25 protein-coding genes and 2 pseudogenes are annotated in these 25,086 nt (G+C 73.0%); 13 read left to right on the top strand and 14 right to left on the bottom strand.

The annotated features are described in order from the left end of the window. The first annotated feature begins 46 nt into the window (after positions 1–46). The 9 genes from FHX44_RS28825 (at position 47) to FHX44_RS28785 (ending at position 8,465) form a co-directional block, all read left to right on the top strand. Positions 47–835, top strand: a complete 789-nt coding sequence (locus FHX44_RS28825; RefSeq protein ID WP_147258662.1) for an ABC transporter ATP-binding protein — start codon at positions 47–49, stop codon at positions 833–835. Between the two features lie 91 nt (positions 836–926). Further along, the gene (locus FHX44_RS28820) at positions 927–1,646 is read left to right on the top strand and encodes an ABC transporter ATP-binding protein (protein WP_212612690.1); all 720 of its coding nucleotides are present in this window, start codon (positions 927–929) and stop codon (positions 1,644–1,646) included. A 12-nt stretch (positions 1,647–1,658) separates the two neighbouring features. After that, on the top strand, positions 1,659–2,537 hold the full coding sequence (locus tag FHX44_RS28815; protein WP_147258661.1) for a branched-chain amino acid ABC transporter permease: 879 nt from the start codon (positions 1,659–1,661) through the stop codon (positions 2,535–2,537). Next, entirely contained in the window at positions 2,537–3,628 is a 1,092-nt protein-coding gene (locus FHX44_RS28810; RefSeq protein WP_147258660.1) for a branched-chain amino acid ABC transporter permease, read from the top strand. Before FHX44_RS28815 ends, FHX44_RS28810 begins: the two co-directional genes overlap by 1 nt. Further along, positions 3,625–4,938 (top strand): ABC transporter substrate-binding protein, encoded by a 1,314-nt coding sequence (locus FHX44_RS28805; protein WP_147258659.1) that lies wholly within the window; start codon positions 3,625–3,627, stop codon positions 4,936–4,938. Before FHX44_RS28810 ends, FHX44_RS28805 begins: the two co-directional genes overlap by 4 nt. Positions 4,939–5,008: 70 nt before the next feature. Then, positions 5,009–6,157, top strand: a complete 1,149-nt coding sequence (locus tag FHX44_RS28800; protein WP_147258658.1) for an NAD(P)/FAD-dependent oxidoreductase — start codon at positions 5,009–5,011, stop codon at positions 6,155–6,157. Between the two features lie 100 nt (positions 6,158–6,257). Further along, positions 6,258–7,226, top strand: a complete 969-nt coding sequence (locus FHX44_RS28795; protein WP_147258657.1) for an ABC transporter substrate-binding protein — start codon at positions 6,258–6,260, stop codon at positions 7,224–7,226. A 25-nt stretch (positions 7,227–7,251) separates the two neighbouring features. Then, complete coding sequence (locus FHX44_RS42890; protein ID WP_147258656.1) at positions 7,252–7,968, top strand: HpcH/HpaI aldolase family protein; 717 nt, start codon at positions 7,252–7,254, stop codon at positions 7,966–7,968. A 32-nt stretch (positions 7,969–8,000) separates the two neighbouring features. Continuing rightward, complete coding sequence (locus FHX44_RS28785; protein WP_212612689.1) at positions 8,001–8,465, top strand: group II truncated hemoglobin; 465 nt, start codon at positions 8,001–8,003, stop codon at positions 8,463–8,465. Positions 8,466–8,502: 37 nt separating this feature from the next. Here FHX44_RS28785 and FHX44_RS28780 read toward each other — a convergent pair whose 3' ends face one another. From FHX44_RS28780 to idi, 7 genes and pseudogenes are all read right to left on the bottom strand, one after another. Continuing rightward, positions 8,503–9,501 carry a methyltransferase gene (locus tag FHX44_RS28780; RefSeq protein ID WP_170309082.1) on the bottom strand — a complete coding sequence of 333 codons (999 nt, stop codon included), beginning with the start codon at positions 9,499–9,501 and terminating at the stop codon, positions 8,503–8,505. 176 nt (positions 9,502–9,677) lie between these two features. Next, entirely contained in the window at positions 9,678–10,346 is a 669-nt protein-coding gene (locus FHX44_RS28775; protein ID WP_147258653.1) for a transposase, read from the bottom strand. A gap of 16 nt (positions 10,347–10,362) precedes the next feature. Continuing rightward, positions 10,363–10,800, bottom strand: a complete 438-nt coding sequence (locus FHX44_RS28770; RefSeq protein ID WP_147254181.1) for an IS110 family transposase — start codon at positions 10,798–10,800, stop codon at positions 10,363–10,365. Between the two features lie 285 nt (positions 10,801–11,085). After that, on the bottom strand, positions 11,086–11,448 hold the full coding sequence (locus tag FHX44_RS28765) for a VOC family protein (RefSeq protein ID WP_147258652.1): 363 nt from the start codon (positions 11,446–11,448) through the stop codon (positions 11,086–11,088). Between the two features lie 40 nt (positions 11,449–11,488). Then, a complete protein-coding gene (locus tag FHX44_RS28760; protein WP_147258651.1) occupies positions 11,489–12,511 on the bottom strand; it encodes a hypothetical protein in 1,023 nt (340 codons plus the stop codon). A 12-nt stretch (positions 12,512–12,523) separates the two neighbouring features. Then, on the bottom strand, positions 12,524–13,468 hold the full coding sequence (locus tag FHX44_RS28755) for a ribose-phosphate diphosphokinase (protein WP_147258650.1): 945 nt from the start codon (positions 13,466–13,468) through the stop codon (positions 12,524–12,526). Positions 13,469–13,612: 144 nt separating this feature from the next. Beyond that, positions 13,613–14,197 (bottom strand): annotated as a pseudogene (gene idi, locus FHX44_RS28750) (isopentenyl-diphosphate Delta-isomerase); the annotation flags it as partial. Positions 14,198–14,218: 21 nt separating this feature from the next. Between idi and FHX44_RS28745 the strand changes: the two are divergent. Together FHX44_RS28745 and FHX44_RS28740 are read left to right on the top strand one after the other, a co-directional pair. After that, positions 14,219–14,791, top strand: coding sequence for a TetR/AcrR family transcriptional regulator (locus tag FHX44_RS28745; protein WP_212612688.1), 573 nt, complete (start codon positions 14,219–14,221; stop codon positions 14,789–14,791). Continuing rightward, positions 14,788–15,978, top strand: a complete 1,191-nt coding sequence (locus FHX44_RS28740) for an MFS transporter (protein ID WP_147258647.1) — start codon at positions 14,788–14,790, stop codon at positions 15,976–15,978. The genes FHX44_RS28745 and FHX44_RS28740 overlap by 4 nt, the downstream gene beginning before the upstream one ends. Positions 15,979–16,096: 118 nt before the next feature. Here the strand turns inward: FHX44_RS28740 and FHX44_RS28735 are convergent, their stop codons facing one another. Genes FHX44_RS28735 through FHX44_RS28705 form a run of 7 tightly spaced genes read right to left on the bottom strand, consistent with a single transcriptional unit; the run spans position 16,097 to position 23,629 of the window. Beyond that, positions 16,097–16,927, bottom strand: coding sequence for an amidohydrolase family protein (locus FHX44_RS28735; RefSeq protein ID WP_147258646.1), 831 nt, complete (start codon positions 16,925–16,927; stop codon positions 16,097–16,099). Then, positions 16,924–18,837: an enoyl-CoA hydratase gene (locus FHX44_RS42350; RefSeq protein ID WP_170309081.1), complete on the bottom strand. Its 1,914-nt coding sequence runs from the start codon at positions 18,835–18,837 to the stop codon at positions 16,924–16,926. The genes FHX44_RS28735 and FHX44_RS42350 overlap by 4 nt, the downstream gene beginning before the upstream one ends. 14 nt (positions 18,838–18,851) lie before the next feature. Next, positions 18,852–20,180: an ABC transporter substrate-binding protein gene (locus FHX44_RS28725; RefSeq protein ID WP_147258645.1), complete on the bottom strand. Its 1,329-nt coding sequence runs from the start codon at positions 20,178–20,180 to the stop codon at positions 18,852–18,854. Between the two features lie 13 nt (positions 20,181–20,193). Then, positions 20,194–21,048 carry a carbohydrate ABC transporter permease gene (locus FHX44_RS28720; RefSeq protein ID WP_147258644.1) on the bottom strand — a complete coding sequence of 285 codons (855 nt, stop codon included), beginning with the start codon at positions 21,046–21,048 and terminating at the stop codon, positions 20,194–20,196. Continuing rightward, the gene (locus FHX44_RS28715) at positions 21,045–22,001 is read right to left on the bottom strand and encodes a carbohydrate ABC transporter permease (RefSeq protein ID WP_147258643.1); all 957 of its coding nucleotides are present in this window, start codon (positions 21,999–22,001) and stop codon (positions 21,045–21,047) included. Before FHX44_RS28715 ends, FHX44_RS28720 begins: the two co-directional genes overlap by 4 nt. Beyond that, complete coding sequence (locus FHX44_RS28710; protein ID WP_147258642.1) at positions 21,998–22,852, bottom strand: NAD(P)-dependent oxidoreductase; 855 nt, start codon at positions 22,850–22,852, stop codon at positions 21,998–22,000. The genes FHX44_RS28715 and FHX44_RS28710 overlap by 4 nt, the downstream gene beginning before the upstream one ends. Positions 22,853–22,867: 15 nt before the next feature. Beyond that, entirely contained in the window at positions 22,868–23,629 is a 762-nt protein-coding gene (locus tag FHX44_RS28705) for an RraA family protein (RefSeq protein WP_147258641.1), read from the bottom strand. 139 nt (positions 23,630–23,768) lie between these two features. Between FHX44_RS28705 and FHX44_RS28700 the strand changes: the two genes are divergently transcribed. Beyond that, positions 23,769–24,434 (top strand): GntR family transcriptional regulator, encoded by a 666-nt coding sequence (locus tag FHX44_RS28700; protein WP_147258640.1) that lies wholly within the window; start codon positions 23,769–23,771, stop codon positions 24,432–24,434. Between the two features lie 322 nt (positions 24,435–24,756). Beyond that, positions 24,757–25,050 (top strand): annotated as a pseudogene (locus FHX44_RS44310) (DUF222 domain-containing protein); the annotation flags it as partial. Positions 25,051–25,086 lie beyond the last annotated feature (36 nt).

Genomic DNA, 25,086 nt, shown 5'->3' with positions numbered 1-25,086 from the left:
CAAGGTGTGAACCGGGTCACCGCTGCCACCCGGGAGGACGCACTCCGTGAAGCCGCCCGCCGAAGAGATCCCGGTGTTCGCGGTGGCGGGGGCCGGCGTGCGGTTCGGCGGGCTCGTGGCGCTCGACGACGTCTCGCTCGCCGTCACCGCGGGCGCCGTGCACGGGGTGATCGGACCGAACGGGGCGGGCAAGACCACCCTGTTCAACGTCTGCTGCGGCTTCGTGCGACCCGACACCGGCCAGGTCCTGCGCCACGGCCGCCCGGTACGCGACCTGCGCCCGCACCGGCTCGCCGCGATGGGCGTCGCCCGCACGCTGCAGGGCGTCGGCCTGTTCCGCGGCCTGACGGTGGCGGAGAACGTGATGGTCGGCGCCGACCGTCATCGCCGCGCCGGGTTCGCCGCCTCGCTCTTCGCGCTGGCCCGCTCCGACCGCGACGAGCGCGCCCTGCGCGAGCGCGCCATGGCCGCCCTCGCGGAGCTGGGCGCCGACGGCTACGCCGACCGGCTGCCCGGCAGCCTGCCCTACGCCGTGCAGAAGCGGGTGGCGCTGGCCCGCGCCCTCGCCGCGGAACCCGACCTGCTGCTGCTCGACGAGCCGGCGAGCGGGCTGGGCGCCGACGAGATGGCCGAGCTGGGCGAGCTGATCCGGGGGCTCACCGCCCGGATGTCGGTGGTGCTGGTGGAGCACCACATGGACCTCGTGATGGGCGTCTGCGACCGCATCACCGTCCTCGACTTCGGCCGGGTGGTGGCCGACGGCACCCCGGACAAGGTGCGGGACGACCAGGCGGTCATCGACGCGTACCTGGGTGAGGAGGCGGCGCGTTCATGATCGCGACGACGCCCCGGGGGTTCAGGAAAGCCACATTCCTGTACTCCGGGGCCCTGAATGTGGCTTTCCTGAACTCCCCCGGAGCCGCGGCGTGAGCACCGGCAGCCTCGAGGTGCGAGGGCTCACCACGTCGTACGGCGCCGTCACCGCCCTGGACGAGGTCGATCTCGGCGCGGAGCCGGGGCAGATCACCGCCGTGCTGGGGGCGAACGGGGCGGGGAAGACCACGCTGCTGCGCACGATCTCGGGGCTGGTGCGGCCGTCTGCCGGGCAGGTGCTGCTCGACGGCGCCGACCTCACCCGGTCCGCGACCGAGGAGATCGCCCGCGCCGGCATCGCGCACGTCCCAGAGGGCCGCGGCGTGATCACCGAGCTGACCGTCGAGGAGAACCTCCGGCTCGGGGCCATGCTGGGGGCGTCGCGGCGCCGGGACGGGCGGGGCCTGGCGCAGGTCTACGAGATGTTCCCGCCGCTGCGGGAGCGCCGCCGCCAGGACGCGCACGTGCTCTCCGGCGGCGAGCGGCAGATGCTCGTGATCGGGCGGGCGCTGCTCACCGGGCCGTCGGTCCTGCTGCTGGACGAGCCGTCGCTCGGGCTGGCGCCGCGGATCGTGGCCCAGATCTTCGAGCTGCTGCGCGGCCTCGTCGACGCCGAGGGCACCACGGTGCTGCTGGTGGAGCAGAACGCCCGAAGCGCCCTGTCCATCGCCGACGTCGGGATCGTGCTGAACCTGGGCCGGGTGGTCGCCCGCGACCGCGCGGCCACCCTCGCGGCCGACGACGCCCTCCGCCACGCCTACCTCGGGTTCTAGGGAGCCAGCGGGATGCAGCAGTTCCTCAACATCACGCTGACGGGCCTCGGCCAGGGCGCGATCTACGCCGCGTTCGCGCTCGCCCTGGTGCTGATCTGGCGCTCGACGCGGATCGTCAACTTCGCCCAGGGCGCGATGGGCATGTTCACGACCTACCTCGCACTCACGGTGATCGAGGCCGGGCAGTCGTACTGGGTCGGGCTCGTCGTGGCGCTGCTGGCGGGGCTCGTCCTGGGGGCGCTGGTCGAGCGGCTGGTCATCCGCCCGGTCGAGGGCGGGCCGGAGCTCAACGCCGTGATCGTCACGCTCGGGCTGTTCGTGGCGCTGCAGGCGCTCGCCGCGATCCTGTTCGGCTCGACCTTCCGGTCCTTCCCCGCCCCGTTCGACCTGCGCGGCTTCACCGTCGGCGGCGTCAACATCGCGTTCACCGCCAACAGCATCTACGTGATCGTCGCCGTGGTCGTCGTGATGCTCGGGCTGGTCGCGCTCTTCCGCTTCACCGACCTCGGCCTGAAGATGCGCGCCGCCGCGTTCAGCCAGGAGGTCTCGCGGCTGCTCGGCGTGCGCGTCGGCCGGATGCTGACGCTGGGCTGGGCGCTCGCCGCGGTCGTCGGGTCGCTCTCCGGGCTGCTCATCGCAGGCGGCAGCCTGGTGTTCCCCGCCTACATGGACGTCGTGATCGTCTACGGGTTCGTGGCCGCGGTGCTGGGCGGGCTCGACTCCCCCGGCGGCGCCGTCGTCGGCGGGCTGACGATCGGGTTGCTGCTCTCCTACGTCAGCGGGTACCTGGGCAGCGAGCTCGTCGCGCTCGCGGCGCTGGCGATCCTCGTCGCGGTGCTGTTGGTGCGGCCACAGGGCCTGTTCGCCCGGACCGCGGCGCGGAGGGTCTGATGGTGCAGCAGACCGACCGGCCCTCCACCCGTTCCGCTCCGGTCCGCGAGCGCCGGTTCCGGTGGCGCCCGCGCTCGACGTTCGCACGGCACGGGCTCGCGGTCGTCATCGCGCTGGTCGTCGTGGTGCTCGTGCTGGAGTTCACCAGCCCGTTCCGCAACTCGCAGCTCGCCACGATGTCGTACTACGCGATCGCGGCGGCCGGGCTGACCGTCCTCACCGGGCTCAACGGCCAGATCTCACTCGGCCACGGCGCGCTGATGGCCGTCGGCGCGTACACGACCGGCCTGCTGCTGGGCCCCGAGGGCGAGGGCGCGCTGCCGCTCCCGTTGGTCATGCTCGCCGCCGCCGCCGTCACGGCGCTGGTCGGCGCGGTGGTCGGAGCGGCGGCCGCCCGCCTGCACGGGCCGTACCTCGCGGGCGCCACGCTCGCGCTGGCCGTCGCGGTGCCGGGCCTGGCGATCTACTTCGACCACACGCTCGGCGGCGAGCAGGGCCTGCGCATCGCCTCGCCCGACGTGCCGGGCTGGTTCGACGCCACGATCTGGTTCCTGTTCGCACACGAGACGCCCAGCGCGAAGTACCTCGCCTACCTCGGCTGGGGCACGCTGTTGCTGGTCCTGCTGCTGCTCGCCAACCTCATGGCCGGCCGGGTCGGGCGCGTGTGGCGCGCGGTGCGCGACGACGAGGTGGCCGCCGAGCTCGCCGGGATCCGGCTGGGGCGGGTGCGGGTGCTGGCGTTCGTGGTCAGCGCGGCGTGCGCCGGGCTCGCGGGCGCGGTGCTCGGCGTCGTCGTCCGGCTGGCCGCGCCCAGCGGGTTCACGATCGTGCTCTCGCTCGGGCTGCTCACGGCGGTGGTCGTCGGCGGGCTCGGCAGCCTCGCAGGCGCCCTGCTCGGCAGCGCGTTGCTGGTGTTCCTGCCGCCCGCGGTCACCAACCTCGGCATCGGCGCCGGGCTGGACGGCACGCAGGCCGCGCAGCTCGCGCCGTTCGTCTACGGCGTGGTGCTGATCCTCGTGATGCTGCTCGCCCCGACGGGGGTGGTGGGCGTGCTGAAGACGGTCTGGGGTCGCAGGAGGAGGACACGATGAAGGCAACGGCTCTCTGCGCCGCTCTGGCCGCAGCGGTGCTGGTCAGCGCGTGCGGCGCAGGCGGTCGCCCGGAAGGGGGCGGCGCCGGCACCGAGGCCGAGGTCGGGATCACCCCGACCTCGGTGAAGGTCGGCGCGCACTTCCCGCTCACCGGCGTGGCCGCGCCGGGCTACAGCGAGATCCCGACCGGCACGAAGGCCTACTTCGACTTCGTCAACGCGGCGGGCGGCATCCACGGGCGGCAGATCGAGTACGTCTTCCGCGACGACGCCTACAACCCGACGCAGACCAGCCAGGTCGTCAACGAGCTGGTGCTCCAGGACCAGGTCTTCGCGATGATGGGCGGGCTCGGCACGCCCACCCACTCGGCCGTGCTCGACCACCTCAACAGCGAGGGCGTGCCCGACCTCTTCGTGTCCTCCGGCTCCCTGCTGTGGGACCAGCCGGCGGAGAACCCGATGACGTTCGGCTGGCAGCCCGACTACGAGATCGAGGCCAAGATCATCGGGCAGTACGTGGCGCAGAACTTCCCGCAGGCGCGCGTGGGGCTGTTCCTGCAGGACGACGACCTCGGCCGGGATGCCGAGATCGGCGCCCGCCGCTACCTGGAGAACCAGATCGTGGCCGCGGAGCGGTACACGCCCGGCAACACCGACGTCGCCCCGCAGATCGCCGCGCTGCAGGCCGCAGGCGCCGACCTCGTGATCGGGTTCAACGTCCCGTCGTACACGGCGCTGTCGCAGCTGCAGTCGCTGCGGCTGAACTACCGGCCGCAGTGGATCTACTCGAACATCGGGTCCGACCCGGCCCTGGTCGGATCGCTGCTCGCCCGGTTCTCGGAGGGCGCCGTGACCGACGCCGGGCTCCTCGAAGGCGTGCTGACCACCGAGTACCTGCCCGGCGTCGACACCCCGGACAACCCCTGGACGCAGCTCTTCCAGCGTGTCTGGGACGCCCACGGCGGCGAGGGCGAGCTCACCAACTACCGCGTCTACGGCATGTCCGAGGCGTACACGTTCGTGCAGGCGCTGCAGGCGGCGGGCCCGAACCCGACGCGCGAGGGCATCGTCGATGCGGTCGAGCGTGCCGGCGGCTCGTTCACCGGCCCGTGGGCCGCGCCGTTCCGGTACTCCGCCGACCGGCACGCGGGCATCTCCGGCGTGCAGGTCACCCGGATCGCGGGCGGCACCACGCAGAACCTGACCCCGGTGCTCGTCACCGACAACGGCGACGCGCCGATCAGGGAGGCCACCGGGGCACCGACGCAGCCTCCGGCGGACGGCATCCCGGACGTGCAGCCGGCGAGCTGAGCCACGAATTGCAGTAAGCCCACCCGGCCCGGCTGTTCGGCACCAGCCGCTGAGATCGGAGCAGTTCCCCGTGCACGTCATCGTGATCGGAGCAGGAGTCGTGGGCGCGGCCGTCGCGACGGCGCTGGCCCGCCGCGGCGCCGACGTCACCGTGCTCGACGCCGGCCGGCCCGGCGCGGGCACGACCACGACGTCGTTCGCGTGGGTCAACGCGAACAACAAGGACCCGCTGCCCTACTTCGAGCTCAACAACGCCGGCGTCGCGGCGCACCACGCGCTGGCCGGCGGGCCCACGCCGTGGTTCTTCCCCACCGGGCACCTGGAGTGGGCCACCACCGACGAGCACGCCACGCAGCTCGCCGCGCGCGTCGCGAAGCTGGAGGGCCGCGGCTACCCGGTGCGGCGGCTCACCCGTGCCGAGGCCCTGGCCCTGGAACCCGACCTCGTCGCGCCGGCCGACGCCGAGTTCGTGTTCTACCCGCAAGAGGCCCACACCCTGCCCGGCCTGCTGCACGCCCGCCTGCTCGGGGAGGCCCGCGACCGGGGCGCGACGGTGGTGCCGCACACCGAGGTGACCGGCATCGACCTCGGGGCGCCCGCCGTCACCACCGCGAGCGGTGACGAGCACGGCGCCGACGTCATCGTGAGCTGCGCGGGCCGGTGGAGCACCTCGGTGGCGGCGCTCGCCGGCCTCGACGTCCCCCTGCTCGACCCGGACCTGGCCGGATCGGCGACCGTCGGGTTCCTGGCCACGACGGAGCCGGTACCCGCCCGGCTCTCGCGGATCCTCACCCACTCCCGGCTCAACGTGCGCCCCGACGGCGGCGGCCGGCTGCTGCTGCAGGCCCTCGACCTGGACGGCGCGGCCGACCCGGCCGCCCCACCGCCCGCCGACGGCCCGCTCGCCGCCGAGATCACCGGCCGGCTCCCCGACGTGCTCGCCCTCACCGGGGGCACTCGGCTGGAGAAGATCCGCGTCGGGCAACGCCCGCTGCCCGCGGACGGCCTGACGATCGCCGGCTTCGCCGACCCGGACCGCCGCTTCTACGCGGTGGCGACCCACAGCGGCATCACCCTCGCCCCGCTCCTGGGTGACCTGGTGACCGACGAGCTGTTCGGCGCGGAGTCGCCGCTGCTGGCGGCCTTCCGCCCGACCCGCTTCGCGCGCGGCGCCACGGAGGTGACCCCGACGGCGGCGAGGCGCCCGGGCGAGCAGTAGGCCCACCTCGACGTTCAGGGGCGTGCGGGTGCACACAGTCCGGAGCGGCGAGCCGCTCCAGTTAGTAAGGTGAGGCTTCCTTACTCCCGGGAGATCTTCGATGCGACTGCTCGGCCTGCTCCTCGCCGGCCTGCTTGCCGTGACGGCCTGCTCCACCGCGGCGCCCGAGACCACCGGCAGCGGGAGCTGGTCCTACACCGACGACCTCGGCCACACCGTCACGCTGGACGAGCGGCCCACCCGCATCGCCGGGCTCACCGACGTCGTCGCGTCGCTGTGGAACTACGGGATCCAGCCGGTGGCGGCGTTCGGCTACACCGGGATCAGCCAGGACGAGCGCTTCGCCGGGCGCGACCTGTCCGGCGTGGCCGAGCTCGGCCCGATGTACGGGCAGATCGACCTCGAAGCGCTCGCAGCGGCCGAGCCGGATCTGATCGTCACGCACGCCTACCCCGTCGACGCCGCCGGCACGATCGACCCGCAGGCCCCGCTCTACGGGTTCGCCGACCTCGCCCAGCAGGAGGCCGCGGCCCGCATCGCCCCGATCGTCGCGATCACGATGGACGGGTCGGCGGTGCAGGTCATCGACCGCACCGCGCAGCTGGCGCTCGCCATCGGCGCCGATCCGGCGGTCGTCACCGGCGCCCGCGCCGACTACGACGCGGCGGCCGACCGCCTGCGCGCGGCGGCGATGTCCGGGCTGCAGGTGCTGGTGGTGGCCGCGTACCCGGCCGAGGGCTTCTACGTCGCGAAGGCCCCCGACGACCCGACGCTCACGGCGTTCGCCGACCTCGGTGTCCGGTTCGTCGACCCGGGCGGCTCCGCCTACTACTGGGAGATCGTGAGCTGGGAGAACGTCGGCTCGCTGCCCGCCGACGTCGTGCTCGAGTCGAGGATCGACGACATGACCGCCGAGCAGATCCTCGCGCAGCCGACGTTCGCGCGGACGCCTGCGGGACAGGCGCGCCAGGTCTACTCGTGGGTGTTCGCGACGATGGACTACTCCGCACAGGCCGCGTACATGAACGAGGTGGCCGGGCACCTCGAGTCGGCGCGCAAGGTGGTGTGATCCGGCGCCTGGCAGAGTGCCGGGCGTGAACGCACTCGATCTCACCTCCGACGTCGTCGGCGGCTGGTTGCAGCTGCCCGGCTCCGCCACCGCGGAGATCATGGGCACCGTCGGGTTCGGCTTCGTGTGCCTGGACCAGCAGCACGGCCTGATCGGTGACGATGCCCTGCTGCCGATGCTGCAGGCGCTCGCCGCCACCCGAACACCGGCGATCGTGCGCGTGCCGGCCAACGATGCGGCCGCGATCGGGCGGGCGCTGGACCGGGGCGCGGCCGGCGTGCTCGTCCCGCTGGTCGGCAGCGCCGAGGAGGCGGCGAGCGCGGTCGCAGCCTGCCACCACCCGCCGCGCGGCAGCCGCAGCTACGGCCCGACCCGCCCGGCCTGGGCGCCGCTGCAGGCCGAGCCGATCTGCATCGTGATGATCGAGACCGTCGATGCGGTCGAGCAGGCGGAGGCGATCGCCGCCGTCGAGGGCCTCGACGCGGTGTTCGTCGGCCCGTCCGATCTCGCGCTCAGCGCAGGCCTCCCGGTCTCCGCGCAGCTGGACGACCCGGGCTTCGCCGACCTGGTGCGGCGCGTCGCGCAGGTGTGCCGGGAGCGCGGGCTGCCCCTGGGGATCTACAGCGCCTCCCCGGCGCACGTGCACCGCTTCCGCGGGCTGGGCTGCACGTTCTTCACGCTGATGTCGGAGACGGCGCTGCTGCGCCAGGCGGCGGTTCAGAAGCTCACCGAGTGCCGATAGGGTGTAATCACGTAATCACGGAGGTGATCCTCGTGACCGACACCGTTCCCACCCTGTACGAGTGGTGCGGCGGCTCCGCCGCACTGCACCGCCTCACCGACGTCTTCTACGAGAAGGTGCTCGCCGACCCGCTGCTCGAACCGATCTTCCGGAACATGAGCCCCGACCACCAGGACCATGTGGCCCGGTGGTTCGGCGAGGTGTTCCGCGGGCCCACCGAGTACACCGACCAGCTCGGCGGCTACCCGGCCATGCTCTCCCACCACATCGGGCTCGCGATCACCGAGGAGCAGCGGGCCCGGTGGGCCCAGCTGATCGCGCAGAGCGCCGACGAGGCGGGCCTGCCCGACGACCCCGAGTTCCGCTCCGCATTCGTCGCCTACGTCGAGTGGGGCACCCGCATCGCCAAGGCCAACTCGGCGCCGGGCGCCGACCCGCCCACGGACTACCCGACCCCGCGCTGGGGCTGGGGAGAGGCGCCGCCCTACATCCCCTGATCAGCGGACGCGCACGCGAGCGGCACGCCGCCCGAGGTCATGCCGACCGATCGTCGCGATCAGGCGCAGTGCGGGCGACGAGGACGTGCACACCGCTCCCCGGGCCGGTCGGGAGGACGCGGTCGAGCCGGAACCCGGCGGCGTCCAGCAGCACGGCGAACTCAGCTGCCGTCCGCTCCTGGCCTCCCAGCAACGTCAGGATGTGCACGTCCATCCGCACGGCCGCCGGGTCGTCGGCCGCCCGGGCCGGGAGCACCGCCTCGACGAGCAGCAGCGTGCCGGTGTCCGGGATCGCGCGGCGGACGGTCCTCAGGATCGCGACGGCGTCGGCGTCCGACCAGTCGTGGATCACGCGCGAGAGCACGTAGGCCTCCGCCCCGGCGGGAACCTCGGCGAAGAAGTCGCCGCCGACGTGCGGCACCTGCGCGTCGCGCACGACCTCGGGCCGGTCGAACAGCACCGCGGACACCCCCGGCGCCGCCCGCAGGATCGCCGCGAGCAGCACGCCCGTGCCGCCGCCGACGTCGACGAGCGTGCGGAATCGCCGGAAGTCGTACGCCTCCACGACCGCGGCCGCCTCGCGCGCCGCGCGGACGGCCATCGACCCCTGGAACCGGGCGCTCTCGGCCGGGTGGGCGTCGAGGTGGTCGAAGAAGGTCCGGCCGTGGACGCGCTCGAACGGGACACCACCGTCGCGCACCGCGTCGAGCAGCCCCGCCAGCGCGCCGTAGTAGAGCCCTCCGCGGGCGAGCACCGCGCCCCGCTGCGAGCCCTCGACGCCGTCCCGCAGCAACCGGCCGGTGGCCGTGAGCGCGAAGCGGCCGTCGGGCAGGTCCTCGAGCACCTCCTCGGCGGCCAGGCCCCGCAGTACCCGGCGCAGCACGCCCGCGTCGGCGCCGACCTGCGTCGCGAGCTCCTCCGCGGTGCGCGGACCGTCGGCGAGCGCGTCGGCGATCCGCAGCTCGGCCGCGACCCACAGCAGCTGCGTGACGACATAACCGTCGGTCAGGCGGGCGAGCCGGGCGGCAGGAGTCATACCCATGAACGGTATGGGCGGACCGTCGCGACGCCTATCCGCCGGAAGCAGCTCAGCGGCTACTCGTCCCGCTGCCGCGCATCCCGGAGCTGGGGGTGACGCTCGTGATCGGCGCGAGCAGCGCGCCGGCGCGACCGGGACAGCGCCGGCGTCCTTCTCGGACGCTTCTATATCTGTCAAGCGGCTGAGGACGCGTTGCTGCTTGTGGTCGTGATGGTCGCGGTGAGGAAGCGGTAGAGCTCGCGCGCGATGTAGCGCTTGAGGCAGCGTCGGATCTCTCGGGTGGTCTTCCCTTCGGCGGTGCGGCGGGCGAGGTAGGCCTTGGTCGTGGGGCAGCTGCGCATGCGGACCATCGCGATGGTGTGCAGTGCGCTGTTGAGGGCGCGGTCACCGCCGCGGTTGAGCCGGTGCCGCTTGATGTGGCCGCTGCTGGCCTCGAGCGGGCTGGCGCCGGCGAGCGCGGCGAAGGCGCCCTCGTTGCGGCAGCGCCCGGGGTGGGAGAAGCTGATGATCGCTTGGGCGGCGGTGATCGGGCCGATGCCGCGGCGGTCGGTCAGCCCGGGAGCGAGGTCGTCCACGATGCGCTGGAGTTCGCGGCTGTTGGCCCGTAGTGCGCGGTGAGACCCTCGCAGTGCGAGAGCGAGGCGCCGGATCTCGGCCTGGCGCACGACCTGCTCGCGGCTGGCATCGCGGGCCGGACGGTGGCGGGCCAGCGCAGCGAGCCTGGTGTCGGTGAGCGTGCCACGGGCGAAGTCACGGTCGCGGTCGTCGCCGCCCAGCAGCAGTGCGCGTAGCCGGTTGGTCTGAGCGGTCGAGCTGTCGGTGAGCTCGTGGCGGGCGTCCATCAGGATCCGGCGTCCATCAGGATCCGGCGTCCATCAGGATCCGGAGCGCTTCGCGGTCACCATCGGCGCGCGGGCTCGGGAGCTGGTCGGCGTCAAGCCGCAGCGCGGTGAGCACGGCCAGGTGCGCGTCGATCGCGTCGGACTTTCCCCGACCGCGACGGGACTTGCGGTTGGGCTGCTCGCACTCGATCACCATCACACCGGCACCGCTGACTGCGCGCGCTAGTCCGATGCCGTAGCTGCGGGTGCCCTCGATCGCGACGGCGACCCGCGACCCGGGAGCGTGATCGCCGATCCAGGCCAGCAGCTCGGCGTAGCCGCGGGAGTCATTGCTGACCTGGCAGGTCGCGACCGGGGCTCCGGTCGGGAGGGCGATTTCTGCGTCGTGGGTGTCGTCGTGGGTGTCACGGTGGGTGTCGACACCGACGACGGCGTCGACACGTTCTGCCAACATGGGCACGGGCCTGGTCCTTCTGACGGGGAACGGGTCCAACAGGCGGCACCGGCCCGGGTGAGGGTCACCACGTGGCACATCTGTGACGGGTCACGCCGTAACCGGCGGACAGGCTTCTGATCAGGCCAACCGGTGAGCCGGGCCGGTGCCGGCGACCACGACGGAACAAGTCCGAGACAGGGCACGCCGAAGCGGCCAGATCGATCACGAGTCACATCGGGTCACCGGCACCGAGCCTGACGGTTCTCCACCCAGGAGCACCGCACCGACACACTCACAGATCGGTCAGTCTCCCGGCGGCAGCACGCAGAACTCGTTGCCCTCCGGATCAGCGAGCACCACCCACGGGTGCTCGGGCTCGTCGGCGAGCCGGGTGGCCCCCAGGTCGACGAGCCGCTCGACCTCGGCCTCCTGCGTGCCGGTGGCCGGCGCGAGGTCCAGGTGCAGGCGGTTCTTCCCCGACCGCGGCTCGGGCACGGGCTGGAACAGCAACAGCGGCCCCTCCCCCGTGCTGATCTGCACGTACTCGACGCCGTGCGCGTCCCGCCACCGCCGGTCCACCTCCGCCCCGAGCGCCGCGCACCAGAACGTGGCGCACCGCTCGGCGTCCCGGCAGTCGACGGCCACCGCGATCACCTTGCTGACCATGCCTGGCCGTTCCCGCGCCCGCGGCGGCGAAACGCCGCGATCAGCGGGTCCGGCCGGTGATCGCGGTCGTCGCACCCTCCAGCTCCGGGAGGAAGGCAAGGGTGGCAGCAGTGCGCGTGCGCAGGTCGTCCGGGCCGTGCACACCGGTGAGCTCGGCCACGGCCACCCGGAACGCCCGTGCGGTGGCCAGGGACCGCTCCGGCGCCGCCTCGACGTCGAGGATCTGCTGGCAGCGGGCGAACGTGGCCACGATCCAGAAGACCGCCTCGCGGTGGTCCCCGGCATCGACGAGCGCGCGGCTGCCGTCGATCGCGACGGGACGGGCCTCGGGGCTGATGTCCGACGAGAAGGAGAACCGGGTGCTGCCCACCGCGGCGGCCTCGTCGAACACGTCGCCGAGCCGGTCGAGGTGGCGGGCCACCACCGCGGCGTCGACGGCGGCGCAGCCGAGGAGCTCCAGCATCCGCTCGTACACGTCGGGGCGGTCGCGCAGCACGTCGCGGGCGCGCAGGAAGCGCAGCCGGACGGTAGGGCGCTCACGGGCCGCCACCAGCGCCGCGACCGTGACGAGGGTGGCCGGGAAGAGCCACGCCAGTACCTGCTGGGGCCACGGCGCGGCGTCGTCGCGGGCGGTGAGCCGCATCCGTACCGCGGTGAGCACGTCCGCGACCCGCCTGTGCACCGCCGACGGCGAGTCGTAGGTCGGCGCGATCGCGGCCCGCAGCCGCCCGAGCACACCCTCCGGGTCGAGCAGCACGCCGCCTGGACCGGCGAACGACGGGGCGAGGTAGTGGGCGGCCGCCACGCGCTCCGGGTCGGCGAGGAGCGCCTCCGGGAGGTACGAGACGTCCAGGAGGGCGCCGCGGTGGCGGATCTTGCCCGGTTTCGGCGGTGCCGCGGCCCCGGCGACCACCACGGTGACGTCCACGTCCGACCACGGGGGCTGCACCGCGTCGGCTGGCCGATCCGCGGCGGAACCGGCGAGGAACGCCCCGCGGAAGCCGGGCGGGGTGTTCTGCCGCACCCAGTGCAGGGCGGCGTCGCGCGCCTCGCCTGCGAGCACCGGTGCCGACCTCTAGTGCTCGTCGAACAGCACGCTCACCGACTCGCCGTTGTGGATCCGGCGCACCGCCTCGGCCAGCGCGGGGGCGATCGAGAGCACGGTGAGCTTCGGGGCGTGCTCGGCACCGGGCACCGGAACGGTGTTGGTGCAGACGATCTCCGCGACGTCGTCCCGGCGCCCGATCCGCTCCAGCGCGCCGTCGCTGAACAGGCCGTGCGTGCACGCCACCCGGGCGGAAGCGATGTCGTGGTCGACGAGCCGGTCGAGCAGCTCCACGATCGTGCTGCCGCGCGCGATCTCGTCGTCGAGCACCACGACGTCCTTGCCCCGAACGTCGCCGATGATCGAGCTGATCACGACCTTGTCGTCGGAGATCCGCTCCTTGGCGCCCGCCGCGACGGGCAGGCCGAGCAGCCGGGCGAAGCGCGATGCCTCCTTGGCGTTGCCGAGGTCCGGCGACACCACGACGGAGTTGGACAGGTCACCGGCCCGGAAGTGGCGCGCCAGCTCGTGCAGCGCGTGCAGGTGGTCGACCGGCACGCCGAAGAAGCCGTGGACCTGCGGGGAGTGCAGCGTCATCGTGAGCACGCGGTTGGCGCCGGCGGTCTGCATGAGGTCGGCCATCAGCCGCGCGCCGATCGAGATCCGCGGGGCGCCCTTCTTGTCGGACCGGGCGTAGGCGAAATGCGGCATCACGACGGTGATCCGCGCGGCCGACGCGCCGCGGGCGGCATCGAGCATCAGGAGCAGCTCGACGAGGTGCTCCTGGACGGGCTGCACCAGCGGCTGCACGATGAACACGTCCCGCTCGCGGCAGTTGGCCTGCAGCTGGACCTCGAGGCAGTCGTTCGCGAACCGGGTGACCCGCGACGGCGCGAGCGGCACCTCCAGGTGGTGGCAGATCGCGGCCGCCAGCTCCGGGTGGGCCGAGCCACTGAAGATCGTGATTTCTTTCATCTAGTGTCCCCCGCCGGAAGTCCGTTGCGTACATCGGCGGATCCAGGTTTCTGCTGGGTGCGCCGGTGAGGCGTCCTCGTATTGGACATACTCGGGCGGCTCGCCGGTGTGCTCAGCAGGAAGCTGGGCCGTCGAGATATGTGGCGGACTTTCGGCGGGGGGCACTAGCCTCCAGTCTCGGCGCCGAGCGTCGAGCAGCGGGGCCTGCAGCTGCGCCCACGGGGACAGCTCCCCCGCGCCGGCCGCCGCGACGAACGCCTCCCAGCTCCACCACTCCACCGACTCGACCTCGTCGGGCCGGGCCCGTGGTTCACCCACGAGCGTGCACACGTACACGGGGCAGACCTCGTTCTCCTCGACGCCGCCCGCCGCGGCCCGGTAGGCGAAGTCGGGCAGCACGAGCCGCAGGTCCACCGCGCCCACGCCGAGCTCCTCGGCGAGCCGGCGCCGGACGGCGTCCTCCATCGCCTCGCCGGGCGCCGGGTGACCGCAGCAGGTGTTGGTCTGCACGCCCGGGAAGGTCGCCTTGTGCCGGGCGCGGCGCGTGACGAGCAACCGGCCCTCCCGATCGAAGCCGTAGCAGGAGAACGCCAGGTGCAGCGGGGTGCTCGCCCCGTGGACGGTGGCCTTGTCGGCGACGCCGATGGCGCGCCCGTCGTCGTCGAGGAGCACGACCTGCTCGGGGGAGCCCACGGGGCCACGGTAGTCGACCGCTTGCTTTTCATACATACATGCATGTACGAAAGACCGGTGCGCAGGACGGCAGAGGACACCGCGGCCACGCGAGCCGCGCTCGTCGACGCGGCGCTCTTCACCTTCGCCCGCGAGGGGATCGACCGCGCCACGCTCGCCGGGATCGCCGAGGCCGCCGGCGTCACGCGCGGCGCCCTCTACCACCACTTCGACGACAAGGAGGCGCTGCTCGCCGCGGTGCTCGGCGAGACGTGGGACGTGGTCGCAGCGCCGATCTGGGCAGCGCTGGACGCACCCGGCGTCCCGCTCGCGGCGCGGCTCGAGGCGTTCGCGCTCGCCTGGCTCGCGGCGTTGCACACCGATCGCCGGTTCGCCGCCCTGATGGCGGTGAGCCTGCGGGCCACGGGCTCCACCGGCACCGTGCGGGAGAAGAGCACCGGCCTCCACGCGTGGCGCGATCGGCTCCGCACGGCGTTGCGCTCCGAGCTCCCCGCCGACCCGGCCCCCGCCGCGGCGCACCTGCTGGCCTGGCTGACCGGCACCGCACTGCTCGCAGGCCACGACCCCGCACTCGTCCCCCCGGCCGACGCCGGCAGCGTGCGGCCCCTACTCGGAGGGATCCTCCCGTGACATCGCGTCGACCGACCCGCCCGCGCGCCGCGGTCATGGTCGTCACGCTGGCGCTCGCCGTCGACATGTTCCTGTACGGCAGCCTCGTCCCGCTGCTGCCGGAGCTCCCCGCCGTCGCCGGGTCGTCGGGCGCGGCCGGGCTGCTCTTCGCCGCGTACGCGGTGGCGATGCTCGTCGCGACACCGCTGGTGGGCCGCTGGGTCGACCGGAGCGGTCCGCGGGCGCCCCTGCTCGCCGGTCTGATCGCCCTTGCCGCCGCGACGGCGCTGTTCGCGGCCGTGGTCGAGGTCCCGGGTGGCGGCGGGCTCGCGGTGCTCTCGCTCGCACGGGCGGCGCAGGGAGTCGCGGCGGCGGCGAGCTGGGCGGCCGGGCTGGCGCTGATCGCCAGCACGCACCCGCCCGAACGGCGCGGCACGGTGATGGGGTTGGCGCTCTCCGCCGTCGGGTTCGGCGTGCTGCTCGGGCCTGCCGTGTCGGGTTTCCTCGCCGACGCGTTCGGCCCGCGCGCCCCGTTCGTGCTGGTCGCGGTGCTGGCCGCGGCCGACGCCGTGGCCCGGATCATCTGGGTCGGGCCCACGGCCGACGCGCCTGCGTCGGCCCCGCTGCGGGTGGTCGCGCGCGGGCCGCGCGCCGGGCTGCTGATCGGGCTCACCGCACTGGGAGCGGCCGCGATCGCGTTCGCCGAGCCGGTGCTGCCGCTGCACCTGTCCGCGCTCGGGCTCGGCGCCACCGGCATCGGGCTGGTGTTCGGTGCGGCAGCGCTGCTGGGCGGGTTGACAGCACCGCTCGCCGGGCTGGTGACCGACCGGCTCGGCGCGGCCCGCGTGGCCGCACTCGGCACGCTGGTCGCCGCCGCCGGGTTCGTGCTGTGCGGGCTGCCCGTGGCCGGGGCGTCGATCGCAGGCGTGCTCGTGGTCGGGGTCGGTGCACAGCTCGTGCTCGCGCCCACCCTCGTGCTGATCGGCGAGCTGGCCGAGCACATCCAGCCCCCCGCCTACGGCGCCGCGTACGCGCTCTACAACCTCGCCTACACCGCCGGGCTCGCCGTGGCGCCGCTCGCGGCCGGCACCGCGGCCGCGCTCGCCGGCGTCGCGGCCACGACGATCGCCGCCGCCGCGGTCGCCGCCCTCACGGGCGCTTGGCTGCTCCTCCGACGCCGCACGCCGAGCCCGACCGCGCCCGGCTGATGGCCCGGACGCCCGACTCGCCGCGTCAGAACGCCCGACTCGCCGGCGGAGCGGGCGTGGCCAACACAGGCGCGAGTCCGACGTGTCGACACGCTGAATGCCGCGCTCCGCACGGGCCTCAGGTGCGGGGCAGGCGGTACCAGCTCCTCGCGGTGCCGGCGCGCACCTCGGCCAGCCCCGCGTCGTCGACACCGGCCGCGACCACCGCGGCCTCGAGGTCTCGCACGGCGGTGGCGTAGTCGGCGCGCAGGGTCACGACGGGCCAGTTGCTGGCCAGCATCAGCCGGTCGGGGCCGAACGCCGCCACCGCGTGAGCGACGGCGGGGGCGATCGCCTCGGGATCCCAGCGCTCCCAGGACGCGAGCAGGTCGATCCCGATCGACAGTTTGAGCGCCACGTTCGGGCGGCCGGCGAGGGCCGCGAGGCGCGCGGCCCAGCCGCCGAGGTCGCCTGACTCCAGGGGCGGGCGGGCCATGTGGTCGACGACGATCCGCAGCTCGGGCACCTGCCCCGCGAGCGCGACCACCGCCTCGACCTGCGCGTCCGTCACCGGGACGACGTCCCACGCGAGGTCGGCGGCGGCCAGCGTGGCCATGAGCCCGGGGTCGAGCCAGTCGAGCGGCTCGCGGGCGACGAGGCAGCGCACGCCGCACCAGCGGGCCCGGTCGGCGCGGGCGAGCTCGGCGCGGGCCGTGGCCGGGTCGGCGAGCGGCAGCCACCCGACGATGCCCGCCACCTGCGGAAAGGCGGCCGCATACGCGGCGAGCCGGTCGTTCTCCTCCGGGGTGTCGACCGACTCGACGAGCACGGTGGCCTCGACGCCGGACTCCGCCAGCAGCGGCGCGAGGTCGGCGGGCTCGAAGTCGACGGCCAGCTCGGTGTGCGCAGGGCTGCGCCACGGCTGTTCCTGGAGGGCGGTCCGCCAGAAATGGTGATGCGTGTCGATCATGAGCCCGTCCAGCGCGGAGCCCGGCGTGCGACGAACGCGGCAACGCCCTCGCGGAAGTCGGCGCTGCCGTAGCAGTCGGTGAGGACGTCGTCGGCGTCCACGTCGACCGCCGAGAGCCTGCGGTCGATCTCCTTGAGCCCGGCGAGGGTGCGCGGCGCTCCGGATGCGAGCCGTTTCGTGAGATCCGCTGCAGCCGCGTCCAGCCCGTCCGGCGGGACGACGGCGTGGACGAACCCCGCGGCCGCGGCCTCGTGGACGTCGATCGTGCGGGCGGTGAGCAGCATGCCCATGGTCCGGGAGACGCCGAGGCGGCGCTGCAGCCGGGCCACGGCGGCGGGCGCGAGGACGTTGCCCAGGGTCCGCGCGATCGGCGCGCCGAACACGGCCCGGTCGGTGGCCACCAGCACGTCGCAGCACGCGGCGAGGGCGAGGCCGCCGCCGACGGCGGGCCCGTCCACCACCCCCAACACGGGTACCGGCACTGCCAGGAGGTCTTCGAGCACTGCACCGACCCGGCGCTCGTAGTCGAGGCCGTCGGCGGCGCCGTCGAACTCGGTGAACTGGGCGATGTCCGTGCCGGCGGCGAACGCCTCGCCCGCCCCGCGCAGCACCACGACCCGCAGGCCGGGATCCGTGCGCGCGGCGACGCAGAGCTTCTGCAGCTCGTCGTACATCTCCCAGGTCAGGGCGTTGCGCCGGGCCGGGTTGGCCAGCTCGATGTGCAGGATCGGGCCGTCGCGCCTGCTGTGGACGCTCGCCCGTTCCGGCTGGGCCGCGGTGCGGGCGAGCACCTCGGCGTTGTGCTCCCCGAGCAGCGGCGGGGGCAGGCGGACCGTGGCCGGTGTGCCCGACAGGTGCAGCGGCGAGGAGAGCACCGGGACCGACCCCTCGACCGGGTGCTCCACGGTGGTCACCATCCCGCGCGCCTTCACGTGCGGGTCGTCCTCGAGGACCTGCCGGTAGTCCTGGATCGGCCCGGCCGGCACTCCCGCGGCGAGCAGCCGCTCCACCCAGGAGGCCGTGTCGTCGGAGGCGAGGCGGCGCTCGAGCTCGGTCACGAGCTCGGGGCGGTGGGCCATCCGGTCGTCGTTGCGCGCGAACCGCGGGTCGTCGGCCAGCTCCGCCGCGTCGAGGGCCCGGCACAGCCGCTGCCACAGGCGCTCGTTGTTGGCGCCGACCGTGATGAAGCCGTCACGCGTGGCGAGCGCCTGGTACGGCGCGGACATCCGGTGGGCCGAGCCGAGGGCCTGCGGCGCGTGCCCGGTGGCCCAGAACTCCGTCGACTCCCACACCGACAGCGCGACCGCCGCCTCGAACAGCGACGTCTCGACGAACTGGCCCTGCCCGGTGCGCTGCCGGGACGCCCACGCGGCGAGGATCCCGACCGCCGTGAACAGCCCCGCCCCGAGGTCGGCGACCGGGATGCCCGACTTCACCGGCCGGTCCCCCGGCTCCCCGGTGACGCTCATGACGCCGGACATCGCCTGCGCGATCAGGTCGTAGCCGGGCCGGTCGGCGTACGGGCCGGTCTGGCCGAAGCCGGACACGCTCGCGTAGATCAGCCCCGGGTTGAGCGGCCGGAGCGTCTCGTAGTCGACGCCGAGCTTCGCCGCCACGCCGGGCCGCCAGTTCTCCACCACGACGTCGGCCGAGCGCACCAGCTCGTGGAACGCCGCGCGCCCCTCGTCGGACTTCAGGTCGAGGGTGATGCTGCGCTTGTTCCGGTTGAGCGCGCGGAACGCGCCCGGATGTGCGAAGGACGAGCGCGTCTGGTCGCCGGACTCCGGGTTCTCCACCTTCACGACGTCGGCCCCGAGGTCCGCGAGGATCATCGTGCAGAACGGGCCGGCCATCACCTGGGTGAGGTCGAGGACGGTCATGCCGGCCAGTGCGCCGTCGTGGTTCGCCATGTGTGTCCCTCCGGTCAGGTGGTGGCCAGTGCCGCGTTGACCTCGGTGATGAAGGCATGCGCAGCATCGCGCGTCGAGGTGCCGCCGAACACCACACTCTCGTATGCCCGCACGAACGCACCCTCGAAGCTCGCGTGGTACCCCGGCGGGTAGACGACGCTGACCGGGTTCTGCGCCACGATCCGCTGGTACAGGTCGAGCTCGGCGCGCTTCAGCGCGGGCAGGTCCGGGTCGTCGAGCTGCTGCTGCAGGTGCCGGCTGTTGGTGACGGCTCCGTTGGCCGAGAGGAACGCCTTCGCGCCGGCGTCGTCGTTCATCCAGAAGTCGACGAACGCGGCAGCCGTCGGGATGTTGTCGCAGGTGGTCGGGATCGAGAAGCCCGAGGTGAAGAGCACGTTCCCCGGGCCGGCCGGCCCCTTCGGCTGCGGCAGCGTCACCAGCTGCTGGCCGGGCTGCGTGCCGTCGAGGGTCTTCTGCGCGGGGGTGAGCGCGTTGCCCGGCAGGTTGTCGACGAGCACCCGGCCCTGGGCGACGTAGCGCTGCTCGGTCTGGTTCGGCTCCTCGGCGGTGGCCTCGGCCGTGGTGGTGACGCCGGCTGCGCGCAGCCGCTCCCACATGTCCCAGAACTCGACCAGCAGGTCCTCCGAGAAGCCGAGCTGCCGGTCGGCGAACAAGGACTCGCCGCGCCCGGCCGCGTAGGAGATGAAGTTGTTCGGCAGCGACCCGCCGAGGTTGACGGCCGGGACGCCCTCCGGCAGGCCCGGCTGGGCTCGCGTCACCCAGTCGGCGAAGGCGTTCCAGTCGTAGCCCTCCGGCGGCAGACCGACGCCGGCCTGCTCGGCGAGGGTCCGATTGACCGTCATCGCGTCGTACGCCGCTCCGTACGGGATCATGTAGAGCTTCCCGTCGAGGCCGCGGCCGGTGTCGAGCACCTCGGCCGGGACGTCCGACACGTCGATCGCGCCGGAGTCGATCATCGGCTGCAGGTCGAGCAGCACGTTCTTCGTGGTGTAGTCGTTGAGCTGGCGGCCCTGCATCTGGGTGATGCAGGGCATGTTCCCGCTCGAGGCCTGCACGTTGAGCCGCTCGAAGTAGGCCTGGAAGTCGGCCGACTCCCCTTCCACCGTCGTGCCCGGGTGCGCCGCCTTGAACAGGTCGATCACCGCGTTCGTCACCTCGTTGCGCGGGCCGGAACCCCACCAGGCCATGCGGACGTTCCCGCCGACCTCCCCGGTGCCCGTGGCGCCCTCGTTCGGGTTGGCGCCGATCGAGGTGCCCCCCGCGCAGCCGGTGGCGAGCAGGCCGAGCGCGAGCGCGCCTGCCGTGAGCGAGCGTGTGAACATCGTTGTCCCTTTCTTACTTCAGCCCGCTGGTCGCGATGCCCTCGATGAGCAGGCGCTGGGCGACGAGGAAGAACCCGACGATCGGGGCGAGCGAGAGCGTCGCCATGGCGAAGAGCGGCCCGTACGCGGACTCGCCGGTGGCGTCCAGGAAGCCGTTGAGCCCCTGCGCGACCGTCCACGTCTCCGGGCGGACGAGGTAGAGCAGCGGCCCCAGGAAGTCGTTCCAGGTGGAGATGAACGTGAACAGCGCCGTGGTGCCGAGCGCCGGGATCGACAGCGGCAGGATCACTCGCCGGAAGATCCCGATGTGGCCGCACCCGTCCATGCGCGCGGCGTCGTCGAGCTCCTGCGGCAGCGTGCGGATGAACTGCACCATCAGGAAGATGAAGAACGCGTCGGTGGCCAGGAACTTCGGCACCACCAGCGGCAGGATCGTGTTGATCCACGCCAGCTCGTTGAACAGCACGTACTGCGGCACCAGCGTGACGTGGTAGGGCAGCAGCATCGTGCCGAGCATCAGCGCGAACATCGTCTTCTTGAACGGGAAGGTCAGCCGGGCGAACGCGTAGGCCGCCATCGAGCAGGCCATCACGTTGCCCACCACGGCGAGCACCGTGATCACCAGGGAGTTCAGGAAGAACCGGGAGAAGTTGAGGTTGCCGAGGCTCCAGCCCTCGACGTAGTTGTCGGTCGTGAAGTGGTCCGGCCAGATGCTGAGCGTCCCGAACGCCTCGTTGCTCGGCCGGAACGACGCGCCCACCATCCACAGCAGCGGGTAGAGGATGACGACCAGCACCGTCACCAGCAGCGCGTGCCGGGCCAGCGCGAGCACGAGCGGGTTCCGCGACCGCCTGCGTCCGAAGATCATCGTTCGTCCCCGTAGTGGACCCAGAACCGGGCACTGGCGAACAGACCCGCCGTGAACAGCGCGAGCACCACCACGAGCGTCCACGCCATCGCCGAGGCGTAGCCCATCTCGAGGTTCGCGAAGCCGCGTTGGTACAGGTAGAGCGTGTAGAAGAGGGTCGAGTCGAGCGGCCCGCCCTCCCCGCCGGAGATCACGTACGCCGGGGTGAACGCCTGGAACGCGTTCACGGTCGACAGCAGCAGGTTGAAGAAGATCAGCGGGGTCAGCATCGGCAGCGTGATGTGCGCGAACCGGCGCACCGCGCCCGCGCCGTCCACCGCTGCGGCCTCGTAGTACTCCTTCGGCACCTGCCGCAGCCCGGCCAGGAAGATGATCATCGTGGAGCCGAACGACCAGACGTGCAGCACCACCAGCGTGTAGAGGGCGGTGCCCGGGTTGCCGATCCAGCTGCCGCCCTCGATCCCGACGAGCGCGAGCACCTCGTTGACGATGCCGTCCTGGCCGAAGACCTGGCGCCACAGCACCGCGATCGCCACGCTCGATGCGATCAGCGACGGCAGGTAGAACGCGGCGCGGTATGCGGGCAGGAACGCCATCGCCTTGTTCAGCAGCATCGCCACCAGCAGCGACACCACGAGCAGCAGCGGCACCGAGATCGCGACGTAGCGCAGGGTGACGCTGACCGAGGAGAGGTAGCGCGGGTCGGCAGTGAACATCCGCACGTAGTTGTCGATGCCCACCCACTGCGCCGGGGTCATCAGGTTGTAGCGGGTGAACGACAGGTACAACGAGTAGACCATCGGGCCGATGGTCAGCAGCAGCATCCCGGCGATCCACGGCGACAGGAACCCGTAGGCCGCGAGCGCCTCCCGGGTGCGCCGGCTCGTCCTGGCCGGTGCGGGCGGCCGTGGTGCTGCAGGCGGCGCGACCGGGGCCGCCGTCCCGGCCGTCATCTCGCGGACTCCGCCGCGTGGGCCTCGACGCGGGCCGCGAGGGTCTGCGCGAGCCAGCCGGCCAGGGGGACCGGGACGTCGGCGGCGCGGGCCGCCTGCACCACCTCGGCCAGGTCCTTGCTCCACGGGCGCGCGCTCACCGGGGTGCCGCTGCGGTCGTACGCCGCGGCGGTGCGGTCCCAGAAGCCGAGGTTGCGGGCGATCCAGGAGTCGCCGAGGCTCGTCTCCAGGGCGGTGAGGAGGGCGTCGGTGGCGACGCCGTGCGCCGCGGCGAAGTCGATCGCCTCGTAGACGCCGGCCAGGTTCGCGAACATCGTGAGCTGGTTGGCGAGCTTCGCCGCCGCGCCCGCCCCGACCGGGCCGACGTGCAGCACCGGGTCGCCGATGGTGTCCAGCAGCGGACGCACCCGCTCCACCGCCGCGTCGGCCCCGCCGACCATCACGGTCAGCGTGCCCGACTCCGCCCGCTCCGCTCCCCCGCTCACCGGGGCGTCGACGAGTTCGACGCCGCGCGCGGCCGCTACCTCGGCCAGCCTGGTCGCGGTCTGCGGCAGCACCGTGCTGTGCACGACCACGGCCCGGCCCGGCCGGTCGGCGGCGAGGTAGGCGTCGAGGACCTGCTCGACGGCGGCGTCGTCGGGGACGGCGAGCACCAGCACGTCGCGCTCGGCGAGGGCGGCCGCGTCCGGCACCGCCTTCGCACCGAGCGCCACCACGGGCTCGGCGCGCTCGCCGACGGTGTCGTGGACGGCGAGGTCCCAGCCGGCCCGCACCAGCGTGCCTGCGAGCGGCAGGCCGAGGTTCCCGAGGCCCGCGAGCCCGATCGTCGTCGACCGGGGCGAGACGTCCATGGCTGCTCCTGCAGGTCAGAGGCCGGCGTAGTAGGCCTCGACGGCCTCGATGTCGACCGTGCTGTCGGCGGGGAGGCCGAGCGCGGCGTAGTGCTTGCGCCGGGCGTTCATGTCCGCGAGCAGGATCGCGCGGGCGTGGGTCGCCACCTCGTGCGCGGCCTCCACGGGCACGACGATGCAGCCGTCACCGTCGGCACCGACGATGTCGCCGGGGCGCACCTGCACGCCGCCGCACGCGATCGTCGTCTGGACCTCGACCACCTCGATGCGCCCCGGGATGATCGTGCGGCCGCGGCGGCGGGTGCAGATCGGCGTCCGCTGGCGGATGACCTCGTCCGTGTCGCGGCAGTACCCGTCGGTGACGATGCCGTTGGCGCCCTTGACGACCGCGCCCATCGAGTTCTCCGAGCCCCAGAACCCGACCTCGCGCCCACCGCCGGAGTCGGTGACCACCACGTGACCGGGCTCGAGGTCGTCGGGCAGCCGCTTGTGGCCGTACTTGCCGAACCAGATGCCGTGGGCGCCGACGATCTCCTCGGTGGTCTCGAGCTTCCACATCGGCTTGTTGGCCGGGACGCACCGGATCGTCGCCGCGGGCCCCCAGAACCGCATCCCCTCCCAGAGGGGCCGGATCTCCGGCGACATGAGCGTGAGGTCGAAGTAGCCGATGCCGTCGAGGGCGTCGGCGACGTCGGCGACCCGCAGGTGCCGGTAGAGCGAGCCGAGGTTCTCGGGGTCCGCCGTGGCCGGGGCGGAACGGTCCTGCGCGATCGTCATCGAACGCCTTTCGGGTAGCCCTACGCAGATCGGCTATTGTCTACAACAGTCAAAAGACCAGCGCAAGGACCGGATCCTCGCCGCCCCCGCCACGGGTGTGCGGGATGCTGTGGGCGAGCAGGGAGCACGGGAGGGCGACATGACCAGCGTCGGCGAGCGGATCGACCCGCCCAGCCTGGTGGCGCTGGCCGCCGAGTCGATCCGCAAGATGATCCTCTCCGGCGCGCTCGCGCCCGGAGAACGGCTGATCGAGGAGCGGCTGACCGAGCACCTCGGCATCAGCCGTCCCCCGCTGCGGGAGGCGATGCGGCTACTGCAGAACGACGGGCTCGTCGTCACGCGCCCGCGCTACGGCTCGACCGTCGCCACCCTCACCGACCAGGACGTCTTCGAGATCCTCACCCTGCGCACCGGCCTGGAGCGGATGGCGGTGGAGCTGGGGGTGCCGGTCGAGGACCGCTCCCGGCTGGTGGCCTGCCACGAGGCGCTCGAGCGGATGGAGCGCAACGCCCGCGACGAGGACCGCGGCGCGCTCGTCGAGAACGGCTACGCGTTCCACGCCTCGATCGTCGGGCTCGCCGGGCACCGCAGGCTCTCGGAGATCTACCGCTCGGTGCAGCAGCAGATGCTGCTCTGCATGTCCCGCAACCTGGACGCCCGCGAGCGGCACTACGAGAACCTCGTCGAGCACGTCCGGCGTCACCGGTACCTGTTGGAGCTGATCGAGGCGGGCGACCCACAGGCCGTCCTCGCGGAGCTGGCCGTGCACGGGGAACGCAGCTTCGCCGAGCCCCACGACGAGTAATCCGAACTCGACGGCGGCGGGGCATTCCGCTTCTCTCATGTTGTCTCGTGTTCTCGCGTGGGCGAGCCTGGTGGTCTCGGGTGGCCGCTGCGAGTCGCCATCACATAGTTGTCGTCGTTCCGCCGCGTCCGTTCCAACGCGTTCCGTTCCAGCCCGTTCCGTTCTGCCGCGTTCCGTTCCCGCCGCGTTTCCGCGGAACGCCGCCGACCCTCCACGGAGGTCGGGAATTGTCGGACCCGGCTGCCATCCTTGAGATCGAACATCAGTTCGCCTCAGGAGGTGTCCCGTGTCCGTGATCGCGCTCCCCACCGCACTACCCGCGATGACAACCGACGACCTCGAATCCGAACTGCTCGGGCTGGCCGGGCACATCGCCGCCGCCGAATGCCGGTTCCTGCAGTTGTTGGCCGAGTTCGACCAGCGCAAGGGCTGGGCCGGAGACGGGATCTACTCCTGTGCGCACTGGTTGTCCTGGCGCGCCGGGATGAACCTGCGCACCGCCACCGAACGCCTCCGCGTCGCCCACGCCCTACGCAACCTCCCGAAGATCAGCGAGGCGTTCGGCACCGGGGAGCTGTCCTACTCCAAGGTCCGGGCGATCACCCGCCTCGTCGGCTCCGACAACGCGACCCTGACCCGCCTCGCCGCCGAG

This window comes from Pseudonocardia hierapolitana, from assembly GCF_007994075.1.
In the GTDB taxonomy this organism is placed as follows: Bacteria; Actinomycetota; Actinomycetes; order Mycobacteriales; family Pseudonocardiaceae; genus Pseudonocardia; species Pseudonocardia hierapolitana.
Note: the sequence above shows the minus strand (reverse complement) of the source record. Positions and strands in the feature narration are given on the sequence as shown.